Annotated in this window: 18 protein-coding genes; 17 read left to right on the top strand and 1 reads right to left on the bottom strand. The window is 36.5% G+C overall.

Features of this window, described 5'->3' with window-relative positions; genetic code table 11:
• Positions 1 to 59: 59 nt before the first annotated feature.
• A complete protein-coding gene (rpsT, locus tag KD050_RS02375) occupies positions 60 to 308 on the bottom strand; it encodes a 30S ribosomal protein S20 (RefSeq protein ID WP_090563860.1) in 249 nt (82 codons plus the stop codon).
• Between the two features lie 148 nt (positions 309 to 456).
• On the opposite strand from rpsT, the gene gpr reads away from it, so the two are divergent.
• The 17 genes from gpr to KD050_RS02290 all read left to right on the top strand — a co-directional run bounded on the left by gpr (position 457) and on the right by KD050_RS02290 (position 18,566).
• Positions 457 to 1,473 carry a GPR endopeptidase gene (gene gpr / locus KD050_RS02370; RefSeq protein ID WP_211894678.1) on the top strand — a complete coding sequence of 339 codons (1,017 nt, stop codon included), beginning with the start codon at positions 457 to 459 and terminating at the stop codon, positions 1,471 to 1,473.
• Positions 1,474 to 1,528: 55 nt separating this feature from the next.
• Positions 1,529 to 2,344 (top strand): stage II sporulation protein P, encoded by an 816-nt coding sequence (spoIIP, locus tag KD050_RS02365; RefSeq protein ID WP_211894677.1) that lies wholly within the window; start codon positions 1,529 to 1,531, stop codon positions 2,342 to 2,344.
• A 235-nt stretch (positions 2,345 to 2,579) separates the two neighbouring features.
• Entirely contained in the window at positions 2,580 to 4,409 is a 1,830-nt protein-coding gene (lepA, locus tag KD050_RS02360) for a translation elongation factor 4 (RefSeq protein ID WP_211894676.1), read from the top strand.
• 271 nt (positions 4,410 to 4,680) lie between these two features.
• Complete coding sequence (hemW, locus tag KD050_RS02355) at positions 4,681 to 5,814, top strand: radical SAM family heme chaperone HemW (protein ID WP_211894675.1); 1,134 nt, start codon at positions 4,681 to 4,683, stop codon at positions 5,812 to 5,814.
• Between the two features lie 95 nt (positions 5,815 to 5,909).
• On the top strand, positions 5,910 to 6,947 hold the full coding sequence (gene hrcA, locus KD050_RS02350; protein WP_211894674.1) for a heat-inducible transcriptional repressor HrcA: 1,038 nt from the start codon (positions 5,910 to 5,912) through the stop codon (positions 6,945 to 6,947).
• A 15-nt stretch (positions 6,948 to 6,962) separates the two neighbouring features.
• Complete coding sequence (gene grpE, locus KD050_RS02345; protein WP_211894673.1) at positions 6,963 to 7,505, top strand: nucleotide exchange factor GrpE; 543 nt, start codon at positions 6,963 to 6,965, stop codon at positions 7,503 to 7,505.
• Between the two features lie 41 nt (positions 7,506 to 7,546).
• The gene (dnaK, locus tag KD050_RS02340; RefSeq protein ID WP_211894672.1) at positions 7,547 to 9,373 is read left to right on the top strand and encodes a molecular chaperone DnaK; all 1,827 of its coding nucleotides are present in this window, start codon (positions 7,547 to 7,549) and stop codon (positions 9,371 to 9,373) included.
• 324 nt (positions 9,374 to 9,697) lie between these two features.
• The gene (dnaJ, locus tag KD050_RS02335; protein WP_211894671.1) at positions 9,698 to 10,822 is read left to right on the top strand and encodes a molecular chaperone DnaJ; all 1,125 of its coding nucleotides are present in this window, start codon (positions 9,698 to 9,700) and stop codon (positions 10,820 to 10,822) included.
• Between the two features lie 14 nt (positions 10,823 to 10,836).
• Positions 10,837 to 11,781: a 50S ribosomal protein L11 methyltransferase gene (prmA, locus tag KD050_RS02330; RefSeq protein ID WP_211894670.1), complete on the top strand. Its 945-nt coding sequence runs from the start codon at positions 10,837 to 10,839 to the stop codon at positions 11,779 to 11,781.
• A gap of 11 nt (positions 11,782 to 11,792) precedes the next feature.
• Positions 11,793 to 12,533: a 16S rRNA (uracil(1498)-N(3))-methyltransferase gene (locus KD050_RS02325; RefSeq protein WP_211894669.1), complete on the top strand. Its 741-nt coding sequence runs from the start codon at positions 11,793 to 11,795 to the stop codon at positions 12,531 to 12,533.
• 15 nt (positions 12,534 to 12,548) lie between these two features.
• Positions 12,549 to 13,889: a tRNA (N(6)-L-threonylcarbamoyladenosine(37)-C(2))-methylthiotransferase MtaB gene (mtaB, locus tag KD050_RS02320; protein ID WP_211894668.1), complete on the top strand. Its 1,341-nt coding sequence runs from the start codon at positions 12,549 to 12,551 to the stop codon at positions 13,887 to 13,889.
• Positions 13,890 to 13,979: 90 nt separating this feature from the next.
• A complete protein-coding gene (locus tag KD050_RS02315; protein WP_211894667.1) occupies positions 13,980 to 14,138 on the top strand; it encodes a hypothetical protein in 159 nt (52 codons plus the stop codon).
• 239 nt (positions 14,139 to 14,377) lie between these two features.
• Positions 14,378 to 15,049 carry a deoxyribose-phosphate aldolase gene (gene deoC / locus KD050_RS02310; protein WP_211894666.1) on the top strand — a complete coding sequence of 224 codons (672 nt, stop codon included), beginning with the start codon at positions 14,378 to 14,380 and terminating at the stop codon, positions 15,047 to 15,049.
• A 302-nt stretch (positions 15,050 to 15,351) separates the two neighbouring features.
• Positions 15,352 to 15,525, top strand: coding sequence for a 30S ribosomal protein S21 (rpsU, locus tag KD050_RS02305; protein ID WP_016426884.1), 174 nt, complete (start codon positions 15,352 to 15,354; stop codon positions 15,523 to 15,525).
• A 314-nt stretch (positions 15,526 to 15,839) separates the two neighbouring features.
• Positions 15,840 to 17,114: an NfeD family protein gene (locus KD050_RS02300; protein ID WP_211896178.1), complete on the top strand. Its 1,275-nt coding sequence runs from the start codon at positions 15,840 to 15,842 to the stop codon at positions 17,112 to 17,114.
• Positions 17,111 to 18,109 carry a flotillin-like protein FloA gene (floA, locus tag KD050_RS02295; RefSeq protein ID WP_093060609.1) on the top strand — a complete coding sequence of 333 codons (999 nt, stop codon included), beginning with the start codon at positions 17,111 to 17,113 and terminating at the stop codon, positions 18,107 to 18,109. The genes KD050_RS02300 and floA overlap by 4 nt, the downstream gene beginning before the upstream one ends.
• Before the next feature lie 22 nt (positions 18,110 to 18,131).
• Positions 18,132 to 18,566, top strand: coding sequence for a hypothetical protein (locus KD050_RS02290; RefSeq protein WP_211894665.1), 435 nt, complete (start codon positions 18,132 to 18,134; stop codon positions 18,564 to 18,566).
• Positions 18,567 to 18,614 lie beyond the last annotated feature (48 nt).

Genomic DNA, 18,614 nt, shown 5'->3' with positions numbered 1-18,614 from the left:
CCAAATATTTTAAGCATAAAATAAAGACTGTCCGATTTAATCGGCCAGTCTTTTTTTTATTACGCTTTTTTCATTAATTGAGACTTCTTACGAGAAGCTGCGTTTTTATGAATTAAACCTTTTGAAGCTGCTTTTTCAAGTTGTTGAATAGCAGTTTTAATAAGATCTTTTGCGTTTTCGTCGTTATTAAGAGCAGCAGTATCAGCTTTTTTCACAGCAGTACGCATTGCTGATTTTGCTTTTGCGTTTTGAGTGTTTAATCTCTCATTTGTCTTAACACGTTTAATAGCAGATTTAATGTTTGGCATACCTTTCACCTCCTAGTAAGGTCTGAGATGATACATTTCTTTCTAATACAACAAGCATTATTTTAACAAACACAAAAACAAATTGCAATATATAAATGCAAAGAATATTTACTTGACACTTCGACCACACTAAATAAGAGGTGATATTATGTGGGGAAGAACTGATTTATTAGATGAATCGGATGAAATGGTAAAGCATCGTACACATGAGGAAAAAAACAAACTCACAAATTCAGAAGGTATTACATTTGATGAAAATCGTGAAGGCGCAGTACTTATTACATCAATCGAAGTAAATGAAGAGGGCGAGAAAAAAATAGGGAAAAAGAAAGGTAAATATATTACGTTAACGGACTTGACGGTGAGTCCAGATAGTGAGGATAGCTTCAAGCCCATTGAAAAAATATTTATCGAAAAGCTCAAAGAGATGCATCATGATTTAAATCTAACGAAGGATTCAAAAATATTAATCATAGGATTAGGTAACGCGACTATAACACCTGATGCAATTGGTCCAAAGGCAATTGAGTATTTACAAAGTTCTTCACTAACCGAAAGTGCTGAACGAGTAAAAGTGGTGATGTATGCTCCAGGGGTAACTGGACAAACCGGTTTTGAAACTAGTGATTTTGTTGAAGCAATTAGTAATGCTTATAAACCGGATTTAATCATTGTGTTAGATGCTTTGGCAGCCAGAAATAGCGAACGTCTATGCAAAACGATTCAACTAACGAATACAGGAATTCATCCAGGATCAGGTGTAGGTAACCAACGAAAAGAAATTTCAGAAGAAGTATATGGGGTTCCTGTAACCGCTATTGGCATTCCGATGGTTGTAGATGGACCAGTTTTATACGCTGACGCAATGGAGCAAGTCATTCATTATATTGGTTCTAAGGTTGAAGAAAAAGGGAGACCTTCTTCTGCATTAGCTGTCACGCCAATGGTATCTAGTAAAAAAGCGAACATTGACAACTCTGTACTTCAACCAATTTTTGGGGAATGGGTTACGTGGCCAACGGAAGAAAAAAGAAAATTATTTGAAGAAGTATTTGTCGGGAAAAATCCATCTTTATTTGTAACCCCTAAAGAGACGGATGCCTGGGTTGAACACTATGCATATATTCTTTCTAATGGAATAGAAAGTTGGATTACAACAAGATAAAATTGTTCTAAAAATGCAGCTCTCTTCATACGATTGTGTGAGGAGAGTGGAAATTATGGCTAAGTCCTTAAAGAATGTTGTTAGCATTTTATTACTTTTATTTTTAGCACCAATTATTATTGCAACCGTCCAAACGCCTCTTTTCCCGGTACAAAAGCAACAATCAGAAACAAAAGAAGTAATACCAAAAGAGGAAGGCACTGCTGTTGTCTATGCAGCACAGTTAGAAACAAAAACTGTTGTTTCCGAAATTTTAGAACCTAAAAAAGCATTTGTCTATTTTACCCATTCTCAAGAAGCCTATAAGCCTATATTAGCTGCTAAAGGCGAAAAAATCGCTACCTATCATCCAGTAAACAATATTACGTCATTTCAAGAGCAGATCACTAATCAATTCGCATTCCATCAGTTAGAAACTGATATTTTGGGACCCGAGAGTACGGGGAATGCAAAGCAATATGATTCGATACGACCTTTAGTTCAAGAAGCAATTGGGCAAAAAGAATATGATATTATTTTAGACATTCATAGAGATTCCGCAAAAGCAAATGTGACGACGCTTATAAGTGGAGAAGAAAGTTACGCTAAATTTATATTCGTTATTGGCCGAGAGCACCCAAACTATAGATGGAATGAGCAGCTTGCACAAAATCTCTCTAACCAATTAAATAAATTAGTACCTGGAATTTCACGTGGAATATTACCAAAAGAAGGAAAGGGAGTAGACGGTGTATATAATCAAGACCTTTCCAAAAATTTACTCAATGTAGAATTGGGTGGCATTGATAATAATGAACAAGAAATAAATCGTTCGATTGCGATTTTAGCAAAAGCGTTATCTAATATGTTAAACGAAGATTTACCTTTATAAGTATAAAAAGAGACGAAGCAAATCATAGATGCTTCGTTTCTTTGTGTAAGGAAACTATACTCGTAGATTGTGTTATGTACGGGTTTTTGATAAGATTAAAATCTGGCAAAAAATAATTAAGATTAATTATTATCAAATTAAATGATTTATAGTGTACATACAATAATACAGTTATATTTTTTTAACAATCCTTTATCTGTTATAATGCAAGTAGTTAAATTAGGAGTGAACAAGTATGAATAATGATGATAGACTAGCACGACAGAAGAAAATACGTAACTTTTCGATAATTGCCCATATTGACCATGGGAAATCGACACTTGCAGATCGCATATTAGAGCGAACACAAACAGTAACATCTCGAGAAATGCAAAGCCAATTACTCGATTCGATGGACCTAGAACGTGAACGCGGTATTACAATTAAATTGAATGCAGTTCAATTGACTTATAATGCAAAAGACGGAGAAGAATATATTTTCCATCTTATTGATACACCAGGACATGTCGATTTCACCTATGAGGTATCACGAAGCTTAGCTGCCTGTGAAGGAGCAATTTTGGTTGTAGATGCAGCACAAGGTATTGAAGCGCAAACACTTGCAAATGTTTATTTGGCTTTAGATAACGACCTCGAAATACTACCAGTTATCAATAAAATTGATCTTCCAGCAGCAGATCCAGAACGGGTAAGAGGCGAAGTAGAGGACGTTATCGGTCTGGATGCTTCAGAAGCGGTTTTAGCTTCTGCGAAAGCTGGCATTGGTATCGAAGAAATTCTTGAACAAATTGTAGAAAAAGTACCTGCCCCAACTGGAGATCCAAATGCGCCTTTAAAGGCATTAATATTTGACTCTTTATTTGATCCTTATCGTGGAGTTATCGTCTATATTCGAATTATAGATGGGACGGTCAAACCAGGCGATACGATTAAAATGATGTCTTCGGGTAAAGAATTTGAAGTGGTAGAAACGGGAGTATTTACACCTAAAACAACTCAACGTTCTGAGCTGACTGTTGGGGATGTTGGTTTCTTAACCGCGTCTATGAAAAATGTAGGGGATTCAAGTGTCGGTGATACGATAACATTAGCTGAAAACCCTGCAACTGAACCTTTAGCTGGATATAGAAAAATGAATCCGATGGTATTTTGTGGATTGTATCCAATCGATAATACAAAATATGTAGATTTACGTGATGCTTTAGAAAAATTACAATTAAATGACTCAGCACTTGAATTTGAGCCAGAGACTTCTCAAGCGTTAGGATTTGGATATCGCTGCGGTTTCCTAGGACTACTACATATGGAGATAATTCAAGAACGTATTGAACGTGAATTTAAGATTGATTTAATTACTACTGCACCTAGTGTTATTTATGATGTGAAACTTACAAATGGAGAAATTCTAAAAGTGGACAATCCATCTATGATGCCAGATGCACAAAAAGTAGAAAAAATTGAAGAGCCATATGTAAAAGCATCTATTATGGTCCCTGAAGATTACGTTGGTTCAGTTATGGAACTTTGTCAGCGCAAACGTGGTAACTTTATTACAATGGATTTCTTATCAAAAGCTCGCGTGAATATTATTTATGAGATTCCATTATCAGAAATAGTTTATGACTTCTTTGATTCGTTAAAATCAAGTACTAAGGGATACGCTTCTTTTGACTATGACTTAATCGGATATAAAGAATCTAAATTAGTAAAAATGGATATTCTGCTTAACAGCGAAAAAGTGGATGCGCTTAGCTTTATCGTTCACCGTGATTTCTCTTACGAACGAGGCAAGCTAATAGTTGAAAAACTAAAAGCCTTAATACCGAGACAGCAATTTGAAGTTCCTGTACAAGCTGCTATCGGTCAAAAAATTGTCGCCCGGTCAACTATTAAGTCAATCGGTAAAAACGTCTTGGCTAAATGTTACGGGGGAGATATTTCTCGTAAACGTAAACTTCTTGATAAACAAAAAGAAGGTAAAAAACGTATGAAGCAAGTAGGTTCTGTGGAAGTTCCTCAAGAAGCATTTATGGCTGTACTTAAGATGGACGAGCCTAATAAGTAACAAAACGAAGGAGGAGGCACTAGCAGCCTCCTTTTTCCTTTATCCCCCATTAACTGGCAGTATAGCTTCCACTGCAGGACTTGACAGATGCAACAAAGCGGAAGTCGGAGAACAAATGCCCGTAAAAGACGAATGGTTTGGACCAACAGGATGCTGGTCATTCAGGCATTCCCCACGTAGCGGCGATATTTGCATGAATTCAATTTTTCAATCAGTGGGGAAAAACTCTCACTGATTGAAGTTTCATTTATATAAGAAAGTAGGGATAGTTATGGTACGAGGCGTATATATACATATTCCTTTTTGTCATCAAATATGTAATTACTGTGATTTCAACAAATTTTTCTTTCAAAACCAACCGGTTGATGAATATATAGAATCGCTTGGAAAAGAAATGGAATTATGGCGAAATGATCTTAAAAAAGCTACTATTGATACAATATTTATTGGCGGGGGAACCCCGACCTCTTTATCCGTAAAGCAATTAGAACGGTTATTAACATTAATTCATCAGCATATACCACTGGAAAATGTAATGGAGTTTACTTCAGAAGCAAATCCGGATGAGCTAACACTTGAAAAAATGCAGTTAATGCGTAAATTTGGTGTAAATCGCTTAAGTATGGGTGTTCAAACCTTTGATCAAGAGCTATTAAAAGTATTAGGTAGAACTCATTCTAATGATCATGTTTATGAGGTGATAGAATATGCCAAACAAACTGATTTTCCTTCTATTAGCATTGATTTGATGTATGGTCTTCCCAATCAAACAATGGACCAATGGAAAGCATCCTTGCAAGAAGCGTTCCGCTTAAAAATTCCGCATATTTCTGCCTATTCTCTTTTAGTAGAACCAAAAACCATCTTTTATAATCTTCTATCCAAAGGGAGACTATCTCTTCCTGGCGAAGACTTAGAGGCAGAGATGTATAGTTATTTATTAGAGGAAATGAAGAATCATGGTTATTCTCAATATGAAATAAGTAACTTCGCGTATGAAGGAAAAGAATCGAAGCATAATTTACTCTATTGGAACAATGATGAATATATTGGATTAGGTGCAGGGGCACATGGATATGTGAACGATGTAAGATATTCGAATCATGGTCCGTTAAAAAAATATATGCAAACAATTGATTTAGGGGACAAACCTCTCATGATGCAAAAAGAAGTAACTAAAGTGGAAAAAATGGAAGAAGAAATGTTTTTAGGGTTAAGGAAGAATGAGGGAGTATCTCTTGAAAAGTTTGAGGAAAGATACGGACTGACCCTTAGAGAAGTTTACGGAAAAGAACTTGACGATTTAATTTTAAAGAACTTACTATTCATACAAAATAATTTTGTGAGGCTAACTACACGCGGAAGATTTATTGGAAACGAAGTGTTTCAATATTTCCTGAAATAATTAAAGCTAAATCGTTGACAGTTTTCTGTAGATTTGATAAGTTTTATATGAGTATTAGCACTCTCTTTGAACGAGTGCTAACAGAGGTGATAATCATGCTAACAAACAGGCAATTATTAATATTGCAAGTAACGGTAGATGATTTTATCGAAACCGCTCAACCAGTTGGATCTCGTCAGCTTTCGAAAAAGGAGGAAGTACCATTTAGTCCTGCTACTATTCGAAACGAAATGGCAGATTTAGAAGAAATGGGCTTTTTAGAAAAAACGCATACTTCGTCTGGTCGCGTCCCTTCGCAAAAGGGCTACCGTTATTATGTCGATAATATGTTAACTCCACAAAGAATTTCGCAAAATGAGATAAAACAAATTCGTTCTATTTTTGAAGAACGAAAGGTGGAGACGGAGCAAATAATTCGTAAATCCGCTGAAATAATATCGGAACTAACGAATTATACCTCTATTATGTTAGGGTTAGATGTTAGGAAACATCGTGTTAAAAGATTTTCAATTGTTCCACTTTCAAGTGATTCTGCTGTAGCGATTATTGTTACGGACAGTGGGCATGTAGAAAATCGAGTATTTTCTATCCCTGAAAATTTTCAGGCATCAGACATCGAACGTATGGTCAATTTGATTAACGAGCGACTGGTAGGAGTATATCTGCATGAGCTACCTGCAATGCTTGAAGCAGTTACTATGACAGTGCTGCAACAAAATAGCGGCCGTCTAAATCATCTTTTTGGATCGCTCAACCAAGCGATGACTATTGAGCATGAAGACAAAGTGTATTATGGTGGGAAGCTGCAAATTTTAAACCAACCAGAGTTTAATGATGTAGAAAAAGCACGAAATATTATGAATTGGATGGATCATGTAAGTCAAATTCCAGGTATTTTCCATTTGGATAAAAAAGGCATCCAAATCAGGATCGGCTCAGAAAATAATGATCTTGCCATGGAGGGATGTAGTGTTATTACTGCATCATACGGCATTGGTGAGGAACAGATGGGTTCGATTGCAATTATTGGTCCAACCAGAATGGACTATAGGAGAGTCGTGTCATTACTAGATATCATGAGTGGTGACTTGTCTAGAGAACTATCGAGAATATTACATGGACATCATGGATAAGGAGAGTTGCAAACAATGGCAGAAATCAATGATGAAAAATTAGAAGAGCAAGAAGTAAAAGAGAATGCTCAAGAAGAGCCTGAACAGATCGATGAAGTAGTTGAAGAAGTAGATGAACTAACTCTAGCTAAACAGCAAATAGAAGAAGAGCAAGATAAGCTTATTCGCTTAAGAGCAGACTTCGAGAATTATAAACGTCGAGTACAGCTAGATAAAGCATCCGATTATAAATACCGTGCGCAATCGGTTTTAATGGATATACTACCTGTCCTTGATAACTTTGAAAGAGCACTTGCTGTTGAACCAACTACTGAGGAAGCAACTTCTTTAGTAAAAGGAGTGGATATGGTATACCGCACTTTACTAGAAGCAGTTAAAAAAGAAGGATTGGAACAAATCGAAGCAGAAGGTGTAGCATTCGATCCAAACTTCCACCAAGCAGTAATGCAGGAGCAAGATGACTCAAAAGAATCTGGAATTGTGCTTCAAGAGTTGCAAAAAGGGTACAAGTTAAAAGACCGTGTATTAAGACCTTCCATGGTCAAAGTAAATGAATAAAAAAAATGAATATCCAAGTTATTTATTAGGAGGAAAACTAAATGTCTAAAATTATTGGTATTGACTTAGGAACAACAAACTCATGTGTATCTGTATTAGAAGGTGGAGAACCAAAAGTAATTCCGAATCCAGAAGGTAACCGTACAACTCCATCTGTTGTAGCATTTAAAAATGGTGAAAAACAAGTTGGGGAAGTTGCAAAACGTCAATCTATTACAAACCCAAATACAATTGCATCTGTTAAGCGTCTAATGGGGACAAACGAAAAAGTTTCTGCTGAAGGAAAAGATTACACTCCACAAGAAGTTTCAGCAATGATTCTTCAATACTTAAAAGGTTTTGCGGAAGAATACTTAGGTGAAAAAGTAACGAAAGCAGTAATTACAGTTCCTGCTTACTTTAATGATGCAGAACGTCAAGCTACTAAAGATGCTGGTCGTATTGCCGGACTTGAAGTAGAACGTATTATCAACGAACCAACTGCAGCAGCACTTGCATACGGTTTAGATAAAATGGATCACGATGAAAAAATTCTAGTTTACGATCTAGGTGGCGGTACATTTGACGTATCTATCCTTGAACTTGGAGATGGCGTATTCGAAGTACTTGCAACTGCCGGTGATAACCGTCTTGGTGGGGATGACTTTGACCAAGTATTAATGGATTACCTAGTGCAAGAATTCAAAAAAGAAAATGGTATCGATTTATCTAAAGATAAAATGGCAGTTCAACGTCTAAAAGACGCTGCTGAAAAAGCGAAAAAAGATTTGTCAGGTGTAACATCAACTCAAATCTCACTTCCGTTCATCACTGCAGGAGAAGCTGGACCACTTCACTTAGAGATTACAATGACTCGTGCGAAATTTGACGATTTAACTGCTCATTTAGTAGAGCGTACAATGGTACCGACTCGTCAAGCGATGAAAGATGCAGGATTATCTGCTTCTCAAATTGATAAAGTAATTCTTGTTGGTGGATCTACTCGTATTCCAGCAGTACAAGACGCTATTAAAAAAGAAACTGGCAAAGAACCACATAAAGGTGTAAACCCAGATGAAGTAGTAGCTATGGGTGCTGCTGTACAAGGTGGAGTTTTAACTGGAGATGTAAAGGACGTTGTACTTCTTGACGTAACACCACTTTCTTTAGGTATTGAAACAATGGGTGGCGTATTTACTAAACTAATTGAACGTAATACAACAATTCCTACTTCAAAATCACAAACGTTCTCCACAGCAGCAGATAACCAACCTGCAGTAGATATTCATGTACTTCAAGGTGAACGCCCAATGTCTGCGGACAACAAAACACTAGGACGTTTCCAATTAGCGGATATTCCACCAGCACCACGTGGTGTTCCACAAATTGAAGTGACATTTGATATTGATAAAAATGGTATCGTAAATGTTAAAGCAAAAGATCTTGGAACTCAGAAGGAACAAAATATCACGATCCAATCAAATTCTTCACTTTCTGATGAAGAAATCGAGCGTATGGTAAAAGAAGCAGAAGCAAATGCTGAGGCAGATAAAGTACGTAAAGAAGAAGCAGAAGTGAAAAACGAAGCGGATCAATTAGTATTCATGACAGAAAAAACATTAAAAGATCTAGAAGATAAAGTTTCAGAAGAAGAGAAAAAATCTGCTGAAGATGCAAAAGAAGAGTTAAAAGCTGCTTTAGAAGCTGGAAACTTAGAAGATATCAAAACGAAAAAAGATAAATTAAATGAAATTGTACAACAACTTACAATGAAGTTGTATGAACAAGCACAAGCGGATGCTGCAGCAAATGCAGATCAAGCTGGTCCTTCTGATGACGGTGTAGTAGATGCAGAATTTGAAGAAGTAAACGACGATAAAGACAAGTAAGTTTGTTAAAGTGTCGGTAAGCAAAAAGTCAAAGACCGTTTCCGGCTTTGGCTTTTCTTACTGTATAGGAAAAACATGAATGACTTATTTCTTATATGTGGAGGATTAACTTCATTTTACTAATATCAATTAAAATGACGAACGTTTATGTGATGTTATAAGCTGTTAGTAGGTTATTGAAGCCGTGCCCGCGGAAAGCGTACGCCTGGAGCAAATCAACATTTAATTGATTCGGATGTTTTAATTTTCAAAGTTTTGCTATTAGGATTTTGTACATGGTACAATTATTCCTATGTGCAAGTTATCAGAGCAGGAGAGTGAAAGATGAATAAACGTGATTATTATGAGGTTCTTGGTATTTCTAAGAGCGCAACTCAAGACGAGATAAAAAAAGCATATCGTAAGCTTTCGAAACAATTTCACCCAGACATTAACAAAGAAGCTGGAGCAGAGGATAAATTTAAAGAAATTTCCGAAGCGTACGAAGTATTAAGTGATGAGCAAAAACGTTCATCTTATGACCAATTTGGTCATGCGGGTCCTAACCAAGGATTTGGTGGCTTCGGTGGTAGTGCAGATGGATTTGGATTTGAAGATATCTTTAGTTCATTCTTTGGTGGGGGAGCCGGATCTAGAAGACGTGATCCGAATGCTCCAAGAAAAGGAAATGACCTTCAATATTCGATGACCATTGAGTTTGAAGAAGCAGTGTTCGGTAAAGAAAAAGAAATAGAAGTGTCTAAAGAAGAAAATTGTGAAACATGTTCTGGATCAGGTGCAAAACCTGGTACAAAACCAGAAAAATGTACACATTGTAATGGACACGGTCAAGTAAATGTTACCCAAGATACCCCATTCGGCCGTGTGCAAACAAAACGTGCATGTAATCACTGTCAGGGAACAGGTAACATTATTAAAGATAAATGTGCTACTTGTCATGGTAAAGGAACAGTCAATAAACGTAAAAAAATTAAAGTTACAATACCAGCTGGTGTTGATGATGGTCAACAATTACGGGTTAGTGGCCAAGGAGAACCTGGTGTAAACGGTGGGCCAGCAGGAGATTTATATATTGTCTTCCGTGTGAAAGCAGATCCTCGATTTGAACGTGAAGGCGATGATATTTATTATGAGTTGCCTCTAACATTTGCTCAAGCAGCGCTAGGTGATGAAATTGAAGTTCCAACAGTACAAGGAAAAGTAAAACTAAAAATTCCGGCTGGAACTCAATCGCAAGCGAATTTCCGATTAAAAGGAAAAGGCATAAAAAATGTACATGGCTACGGTGTTGGAGATCAGCATGTAATTGTTAAAGTAATTACTCCGAAAAAGCTAACAGAGAAACAAAAACAGTTATTACGTGAATTTGCGGAAATCAGTGGAGATATTCCTGAAGAGCAAGGCAGTTCATTATTTGATAAGATCAAGAAGACATTAAAAGGCGAATAAAGGAGTTGGCGCAAGTGAAATGGTCTGAACTATCCATCCATACTACAAATGAAGCGGTTGAAGCGGTAAGTAATATTTTGCATGAAGCTGGTGCAAGTGGTGTAGTTATCGAAGACTCAGATGAATTAGGAAGAGAAAGAGAAGATGTATTTGGTGAAATTTATAGCTTAAACCCAGATGATTTTCCAGTAGATGGCGTACGCATAAAAGCTTATTTAGCAGAAACCAGTTTTTTATTAGAAACAGTGGAAGAGATCAAACTTGCTATCAACAATTTAACAAAATTTGATATAGATCTAGGACATAACGTTGTAACAGTTCAAGAGGTTGACGAAGAGGATTGGGCTACTGCATGGAAAAAGTATTACCATCCCGTGAAAATCTCTAATCGTTTTACCATTGTTCCGACTTGGGAAGACTATGAACGTGTGAACACGGACGAATTGATCATCGAGCTTGATCCAGGAATGGCATTTGGAACAGGTACACATCCAACAACTGTTATGTGTCTCCAAGCTTTAGAGAAAACTGTCCAGAATGCTTCAAGTGTTATCGATGTAGGAACTGGTTCTGGTGTACTTTCTATCGGTGCTGCAAAACTAGGAGCATCTAAAATCCATGCACTAGATTTGGATGAAGTAGCTGTTAGATCTGCAATAGAAAATATTGCGTTAAACAAAGTAGATGATGTTGTTCAAGTAACACATGGTAATCTTTTAGATAATGTCAATGAACAAGCGGATATTGTCATAGCGAACATATTAGCAGAAATAATCATGACTTTTACAGAAGATGCATTCACAATTGTAAAAGATGGTGGATTATTCATCACTTCCGGAATCATTGCAACGAAAAAAGATGATGTAAGAGATTCTTTACAACAAGCAGGATTTGAAATCGAGGAAGTTATGATGATGGAAGATTGGGTTACAATCATTTCTAGAAAGCCTGTTAAATAAAGGAGATTGTCATGCAACGTTATTTTACAAATGAACCCGTAAGTGAGAATAATACAGTGACAATTACCGGAGATGATGCGCATCATATGATTCAAGTGATGCGCATGTCACCAGGTGATCTAGTTTTTGTTGTTGCAAATAACCAAACGTACACGATGGAAATTTTAGATGGTACTTCAAAAACTGTCCATTTAACAGTAAAAGAAGTTCTTGCCAATACAAATGAAATGCCGAAGAAAGTATCACTTGTTTGCGGTCTTCCAAAAGGAGACAAGCTGGAATTGATCACTCAAAAGGCAACAGAACTGGGAATGTATGAATTATTCCCGTTTGAAGCAAAAAGGTCTATCGTAAAATGGGATAACTCTAAAAACGAGAAGAAGGTAGCGAGATTACAAAAAATTGCTAAAGAAGCAGCTGAGCAATCTCATCGTTCCACTATCCCACAAATACATAATCCAATCTCTTTAAAAGAGTTATTAGAAATATCCAAAACATACGATGTAAAGTATGTAGCGGATGAAGAAGACGCAAAGATTGAGGAACGACAAAAGTTTGCTGAACAATTAAAAAAAGTGTATGATAAACAATCGATACTCATCGTATTTGGCCCCGAAGGTGGACTAGATCGAGCAGAGATAAAGCTATTATTAGAAAATAATTTTCAGACAATTGCGCTAGGACCTAGGATTCTTCGAACTGAAACTGCACCGTTATATGCGCTGTCAGCAATTTCTTATGAATTTGAATGAAAGAGGTGTGAGAACTTGTCATCCGTTGCATTCCATACGTTAGGTTGTAAAGTAAATCACTATGAAACTGAAGCTATATGGCAATTATTTAAAGAAAATGGTTATAATCGTACAGAATTTGAAAAACAGTCTGATGTATATGTTATAAATACATGTACAGTAACGAATACAGGGGACAAAAAAAGTCGCCAAGTTATTCGTCGTGCAATTCGCCAAAACCCTGATGCTGTTATTTGTGTTACTGGTTGTTATGCACAAACCTCTCCTGCAGAAATCATGGCAATACCAGGAGTAGATATCGTAGTGGGTACTCAAGAACGCACCAAAATGTTGGATTATATTGAACAGTATAAAACTGAGCGTAAACCGATTAATGCTGTAGGAAACATTATGAAAAACCGAGTATATGAAGAATTAGATGTGCCTTCTTTCACAGACAGAACCCGAGCATCTTTAAAAATTCAAGAGGGCTGTAATAATTTCTGTACTTTTTGTATTATCCCTTGGGCTCGTGGTCTTATGCGCTCAAGAGATCCAGAAGAAGTAGTTAGACAGGCGCAACAATTAGTAGATGCTGGTTATATGGAAATAGTTCTTACAGGCATCCATACAGGTGGATACGGAGAAGATCTAAAGGATTATAATCTAGCTCAACTTTTAAGAGATATTGAAAACAACGTCAAAGGTTTAAAACGCCTGCGTATTAGTTCGATTGAAGCAAGCCAATTATCGGACGAAGTGATTGATGTATTAAGAGATTCTAAAATTGTTGTAAGACATTTGCATATTCCTATTCAATCTGGTTCAGATACTGTATTAAAAAGAATGCGTAGAAAATATACAATGGAATTTTTTGCGAATCGATTAGACCGTTTAAGAGAAGCGTTACCTGATCTTGCTATTACTTCGGATGTTATTGTTGGCTTCCCGGGTGAAACAGAGGAAGAATTTATGGAGACGTTTAACTTTATCCGTGACCAAAAATTCTCCGAGCTCCATGTATTTCCATACTCAAAACGTACTGGAACACCTGCTGCAAGAATGGATAACCAAGTAGACGAAGAAGTGAAAAATGAACGAGTTCATCGATTGATTACCTTAAATAATCAGTTAGCTGTAGAGTATGCTTCCAGATTTGAGGGCGAAGTACTTGAAATTATTCCAGAGGAAGCTTATAAGTCAGATTCAGCATCTAATATGGTTGAAGGCTATACCGATAATTACTTAAAGGTTGTCATCCCTGGATCCGAGGATTTAATCGGAAAATTAGTTCGTGTGAAAATTACGAAAGCTGGTTATCCATACAATGAAGGACAATTCGTTCGGGTACTAGATGGAGTAGCTGAGTTAGTATAATCTAAAACCGGTGATAATATTTCACCGGTTTTTTTTGTATAAGATAAAATAATTTAAATATAAGAAAATGGATACATAGGAGGTTCTACTTTGGAAGCATTAACGGCTTTATTGCCAGGCTTACTATTTTTATTTTATTTCGTTCCAGTAATTTTTGTCATCTGGTTCATGGTTACTATAGTGAAACAGCTAAAGGCTCAAACAAAGTTGCTTCAACAAATTCATGAGAAATTAAATAGTACGGAATAAATGGTGACAAGTAAAGAAAAGATACTATTAGTAGTTCTATCTAAACTAATGTGAACTACTTCATGTTACGCATGGGTCTTACGGAAATGACGCTGAACTTCTTAATTACCTGTTCCAATTAATATCGTTATTAGTATGTTTTATTTCAGATAAAAAGCAAAATAACCACTGCACTTGCACTTTAGTGCAGACTAAGAGTATTATTAAGAGGTACGTACATCTTGAAAGGGGAATAACAAATGACTGAAAATATTGCAGCATTAATCGATCATACATTACTAAAACAAGACGCAACTAAAAATCAAATTGAAAAATTATGTGAGGAAGCGAAAACATATAATTTTGCATCGGTATGTGTTAATCCTACATGGGTAAATTTAAGTGCATCACTACTAAAAGAAAGTCCAGTGAAAGTTTGTACTGTAATCGGATTCCCTTTAGGTGCAAGTACATCAGCAGTTAAAGCATTCGAAACAACTAATGCTATTGAAAATGGTGCAGATGAAATTGATATGGTATTAAATGTTGGTGCATTAAAAGACCAAGATTATAACTTAGTACAAAATGATATCGAAGCAGTAGTTACTGCTGCAAAAGATAAAGCAATTGTTAAAGTTATTTTAGAAACTTGTTTATTAACAAATGAAGAAATTATCAAAGCAAGTGAATTATCTAAAGCAGCTGGTGCAGACTTTGTAAAAACTTCTACTGGTTTTTCTACTGGAGGAGCAACAGTTGAAGCGGTAAAACTAATGCGCGAAACTGTAGGACCAAACTTAGGAGTGAAAGCTTCTGGTGGAGTAAGAAACTTAGCTGATGTTGAAGCGATGGTTGAAGTTGGAGCAACACGAATTGGTGCAAGTTCTGGAGTAGAAATTGTAAAAGGTTTAGAAAGTAAATCTGATTATTAATTTATAATTTGGCGTAATTGCTTCCGGATTTTGAAATGAGCATCGACCTACGTGAGGTAAATCGGTTAGCCATTGGCGACATGTATGCGACGTAAGTAACTAAAAAATCTTTGTTTAACTCCTTTCAAAATCTGTGATATCTACTGTACGCTAACTTGATTTTGATGGAAGTTTAAACTTTAAGTTAAATTAAGTTAAATTTATCTCAAAGTATTGACCAAGTCTCTACTATACGGTATAATTTTTTAGTACATAACACTTGGTTATGTACTTGACGTGTGTTCGGAGGGAGGGAAAAAGAGATGTCAAAAACTGTCGTTCGTAAAAACGAATCGCTTGAAGATGCTCTTCGCCGCTTCAAACGTACTGTATCTAAAAGTGGTACAATTCAAGAGGTAAGAAAGCGCGAGTTTTATGAAAAGCCAAGCGTAAAGCGTAAAAAGAAATCTGAAGCTGCCCGTAAACGTAAATTCTAATTAATTTTAATTTACCAAGCTTCGAAGCTATGGTTTCTAAAACCTGAGCGGAAACGTAAAAAGAAATCAGAAGCTGCACGTTAACGTAAGTGGTATTTTATCCCAACCATCCCTACGTTCAAAACACGTACTTTATGATTAAAATTTACAATTATGTAAACCGAGAAAATTTATTTTCTCGGTTTATTTTTATTTTATGAAACTTTTTGTTAGCTCCTCCGTAAATAAGAGTATACATATAGAAGAAAGGAGGTTAAGTGGTGAAATTGTCTCGTTATGTCGTTTCTCTTTGTTTATTGATCTTATCATTTGGAATGATGATCCCTGTTATTACAGCACAATCTACGGAGGTTTATAAAGTACCTGTATACAAAGAAGTAGAAAAAGGATTATATGCTTTTCTTAAACGTTCTATCCATGAAGCTGAAGAGGCTGGTGCAGAGGCAATTATTTTCGAGATTAATACACCTGGAGGCTTTGTAGATTCTGCAGAAGATATTGCTAATTTATTGGACTCAACAACGATTCGTAAAATTTCGTATATTAACTCGGAAGCATTATCAGCGGGTGCTTATTTAGCGCTTCATACGGATGAAATTTATATGTCTCCAAGTGGAACAATCGGTGCAGCTGCAGTCATTGAAAGTAGTGGAAACACCGCTGATGAAAAGGCGAACAGTGCTTGGAAGGCTAAAATGAAAAACGCTGCCGAGCTAACCGGGAAAAATCCTATTTATGCTCAAGCAATGGCAGATGATTCAGTTGACTTACCTGAATACAGAGCTCCTGTTGGAAAATTATTGACACTGACTTCAGCTGAAGCTCTAGAAGTAGGCTATTCAAAAGGAACGGTTAGTTCGTTTGATGAACTACTTCAAGTTACTAACCTTGCTGGAGCAAAAGTGATAGAAACAGAAGAAACCTTTATGGAATCGCTTGCTCGATTTATAACAAATCCAATCATAGTACCGATCTTATTATCTATAGCTAGTTTGGGTTTAATCGTCGAGCTTTATTCACCTGGGTTTGGTGTTGCAGGTACAATGGGACTTATCTCGTTAGTTCTGTTCTTTTTCGGACATTTAGTTGCAGGTCTAGCTGGTTATGAAACAATAATTATTTTTGTTATTGGTATCATACTTATTATTGGAGAGTTCTTCCTGCCCGGAGGAATTAGTGGTATATTAGGGGCGGCAGCTATTATTGTGAGTATAGTATTAGCTGGTGGCGATATCGAGCAAATGATTATCGCTGTTATTATTGCTTTATCAGTAGCTATAGTGGGAATGGTGATTATTATGAAGTTCTTTGGTAAGGAACTAAAAGTGTTGAATAAAGTGATTCTGTCGGATGCGACAACAACAGAAAAAGGATATGTTTCCAATAAAAATCGGGTGGAACTAGTCGGTAAAGTTGCCGTGACAATGACACCACTTAGACCTGCTGGAACTATACGTATCGATAATGAAAGAATTGATGCTGTTTCTGATGGAAGTTTTATTGGGAAAGACAAACATGTTAAAATTATTAAAGTGGAAGGCTCTCGTATAGTTGTACGAGAAGCAGTAGAAGGGGAGGCAACAGAATGATTACAGGTTCAACAATTACATTAATCGTCGTTATTGTACTGGCATTTATTGTACTATCGGTATTTTTCACATTTTTCCCAATTACGTTATGGATTTCTGCATTAGCGGCAGGGGTAAAAATTAGTATTTTTACATTAGTAGGGATGAGATTACGTCGAGTTATACCTTCTCGTATCGTTAATCCGTTGATCAAAGCACATAAAGCAGGGCTTGATGTTGCTATCAACCAATTGGAAAGTCATTACTTAGCTGGCGGTAATGTTGACCGTGTTGTTAATGCTTTAATTGCTGCACATCGTGCTAATATTGAACTAACATTTGAAAGAGCAGCAGCAATAGATCTTGCGGGTCGTGACGTATTAGAAGCGGTTCAAATGTCTGTAAATCCAAAAGTTATTGAAACACCATTTATCGCAGGTGTTGCGATGAACGGTATTGAAGTTAAAGCAAAGGCACGTATTACAGTTCGTGCTAATATTGACCGATTAGTCGGTGGTGCTGGTGAAGAAACAATCGTAGCCCGTGTAGGGGAAGGGATTATTTCTACAATTGGTTCTAGTGTAAGTCATGAAAGAGTACTAGAAAATCCAGATTTAATATCTCAAACGGTTTTAGCAAAAGGCTTAGATTCTGGAACTGCCTTCGAAATTCTATCGATTGATATTGCGGACGTTGATATAGGTAAAAATATTGGTGCCGAACTACAAACGGAGCAAGCAGAGGCAGATAAGAAAATTGCCCAAGCAAAAGCAGAAGAACGTCGTGCAATGGCTGTAGCATCTGAACAAGAGATGAAAGCGAAAGTTGTAGAGATGCGTTCGAAAGTAGTAGAAGCGGAAGCTGCTGTTCCATTAGCTATGGCTGAAGCATTACGTGAAGGTAATATTGGTGTGATGGATTACATGAATTACAATAATATCAAAGCAGATACTGGTATGAGAGATTCTATTAGTAAAGTCGGCGGAGATAAACCTTCTACTGACGAGCTAAAATAATTGCGGAAAGGAGGCGATCTCCTTGGAAGCTTTCATCCCTATAATCATCGCAGCACTTTTTAGTCTTTTCTTTTCAAATAAGAAGAAAGAACCAGACAAAAAAACTGTTGAAAAACCTGTAAATAGAACTCCAATGCGTAAAACTGTTTCAGAAAATCCATTTAAAGAATTAGGTGATTTTGCTAAACAGTTTACGAGTGAACGACAGCAGGAGATGAAAACAAAACCTCCTATTGTGAAAGAAGTGCCTGTAATAGCTGAGAAACAGGAGCGAGAGGTTAAACGAAATCAAGGGGTGGCAAGAACTTCTGGTAGATTAAGTACCCATCAGGAAAACGCACCTCTACGTCAAGTATCTACACCAGTAGTAAACACTATACTACCAAGTAATGAGGACGAATTGATCAAAGGAATTATTTTTTCCGAAATACTCGCTCCACCAAAATCCAAAAGATAACTCATGAACACCTCCTTACATGCATAAATTCATGTAAAGGGGTGTTTT

The organism is Psychrobacillus sp. INOP01 (assembly GCF_018140925.1).
Classification (GTDB): Bacteria; Bacillota; Bacilli; order Bacillales_A; family Planococcaceae; genus Psychrobacillus.
Note: the sequence above shows the minus strand (reverse complement) of the source record. Positions and strands in the feature narration are given on the sequence as shown.

Bases quoted from the DNA above. Each gene is read 5' to 3' on its own strand.
- KD050_RS02325 (WP_211894669.1), top strand. From the start codon at position 11,793: ATGCAACGTTATTTTACAAATGAACCCGTAAGTGAGAATAATACAGTG.
- grpE (WP_211894673.1), top strand. From the start codon at position 6,963: ATGGCAGAAATCAATGATGAAAAATTAGAAGAGCAAGAAGTAAAAGAG.
- rpsT (WP_090563860.1), bottom strand. From the start codon at position 308: ATGCCAAACATTAAATCTGCTATTAAACGTGTTAAGACAAATGAGAGA.
- floA (WP_093060609.1), top strand. From the start codon at position 17,111: ATGATTACAGGTTCAACAATTACATTAATCGTCGTTATTGTACTGGCA.
- dnaK (WP_211894672.1), top strand. From the start codon at position 7,547: ATGTCTAAAATTATTGGTATTGACTTAGGAACAACAAACTCATGTGTA.
- gpr (WP_211894678.1), top strand. From the start codon at position 457: ATGTGGGGAAGAACTGATTTATTAGATGAATCGGATGAAATGGTAAAG.
- rpsU (WP_016426884.1), top strand. From the start codon at position 15,352: ATGTCAAAAACTGTCGTTCGTAAAAACGAATCGCTTGAAGATGCTCTT.
- dnaJ (WP_211894671.1), top strand. From the start codon at position 9,698: ATGAATAAACGTGATTATTATGAGGTTCTTGGTATTTCTAAGAGCGCA.
- hemW (WP_211894675.1), top strand. From the start codon at position 4,681: ATGGTACGAGGCGTATATATACATATTCCTTTTTGTCATCAAATATGT.
- spoIIP (WP_211894677.1), top strand. From the start codon at position 1,529: ATGGCTAAGTCCTTAAAGAATGTTGTTAGCATTTTATTACTTTTATTT.
- lepA (WP_211894676.1), top strand. From the start codon at position 2,580: ATGAATAATGATGATAGACTAGCACGACAGAAGAAAATACGTAACTTT.
- hrcA (WP_211894674.1), top strand. From the start codon at position 5,910: ATGCTAACAAACAGGCAATTATTAATATTGCAAGTAACGGTAGATGAT.
- deoC (WP_211894666.1), top strand. From the start codon at position 14,378: ATGACTGAAAATATTGCAGCATTAATCGATCATACATTACTAAAACAA.
- KD050_RS02300 (WP_211896178.1), top strand. From the start codon at position 15,840: ATGATGATCCCTGTTATTACAGCACAATCTACGGAGGTTTATAAAGTA.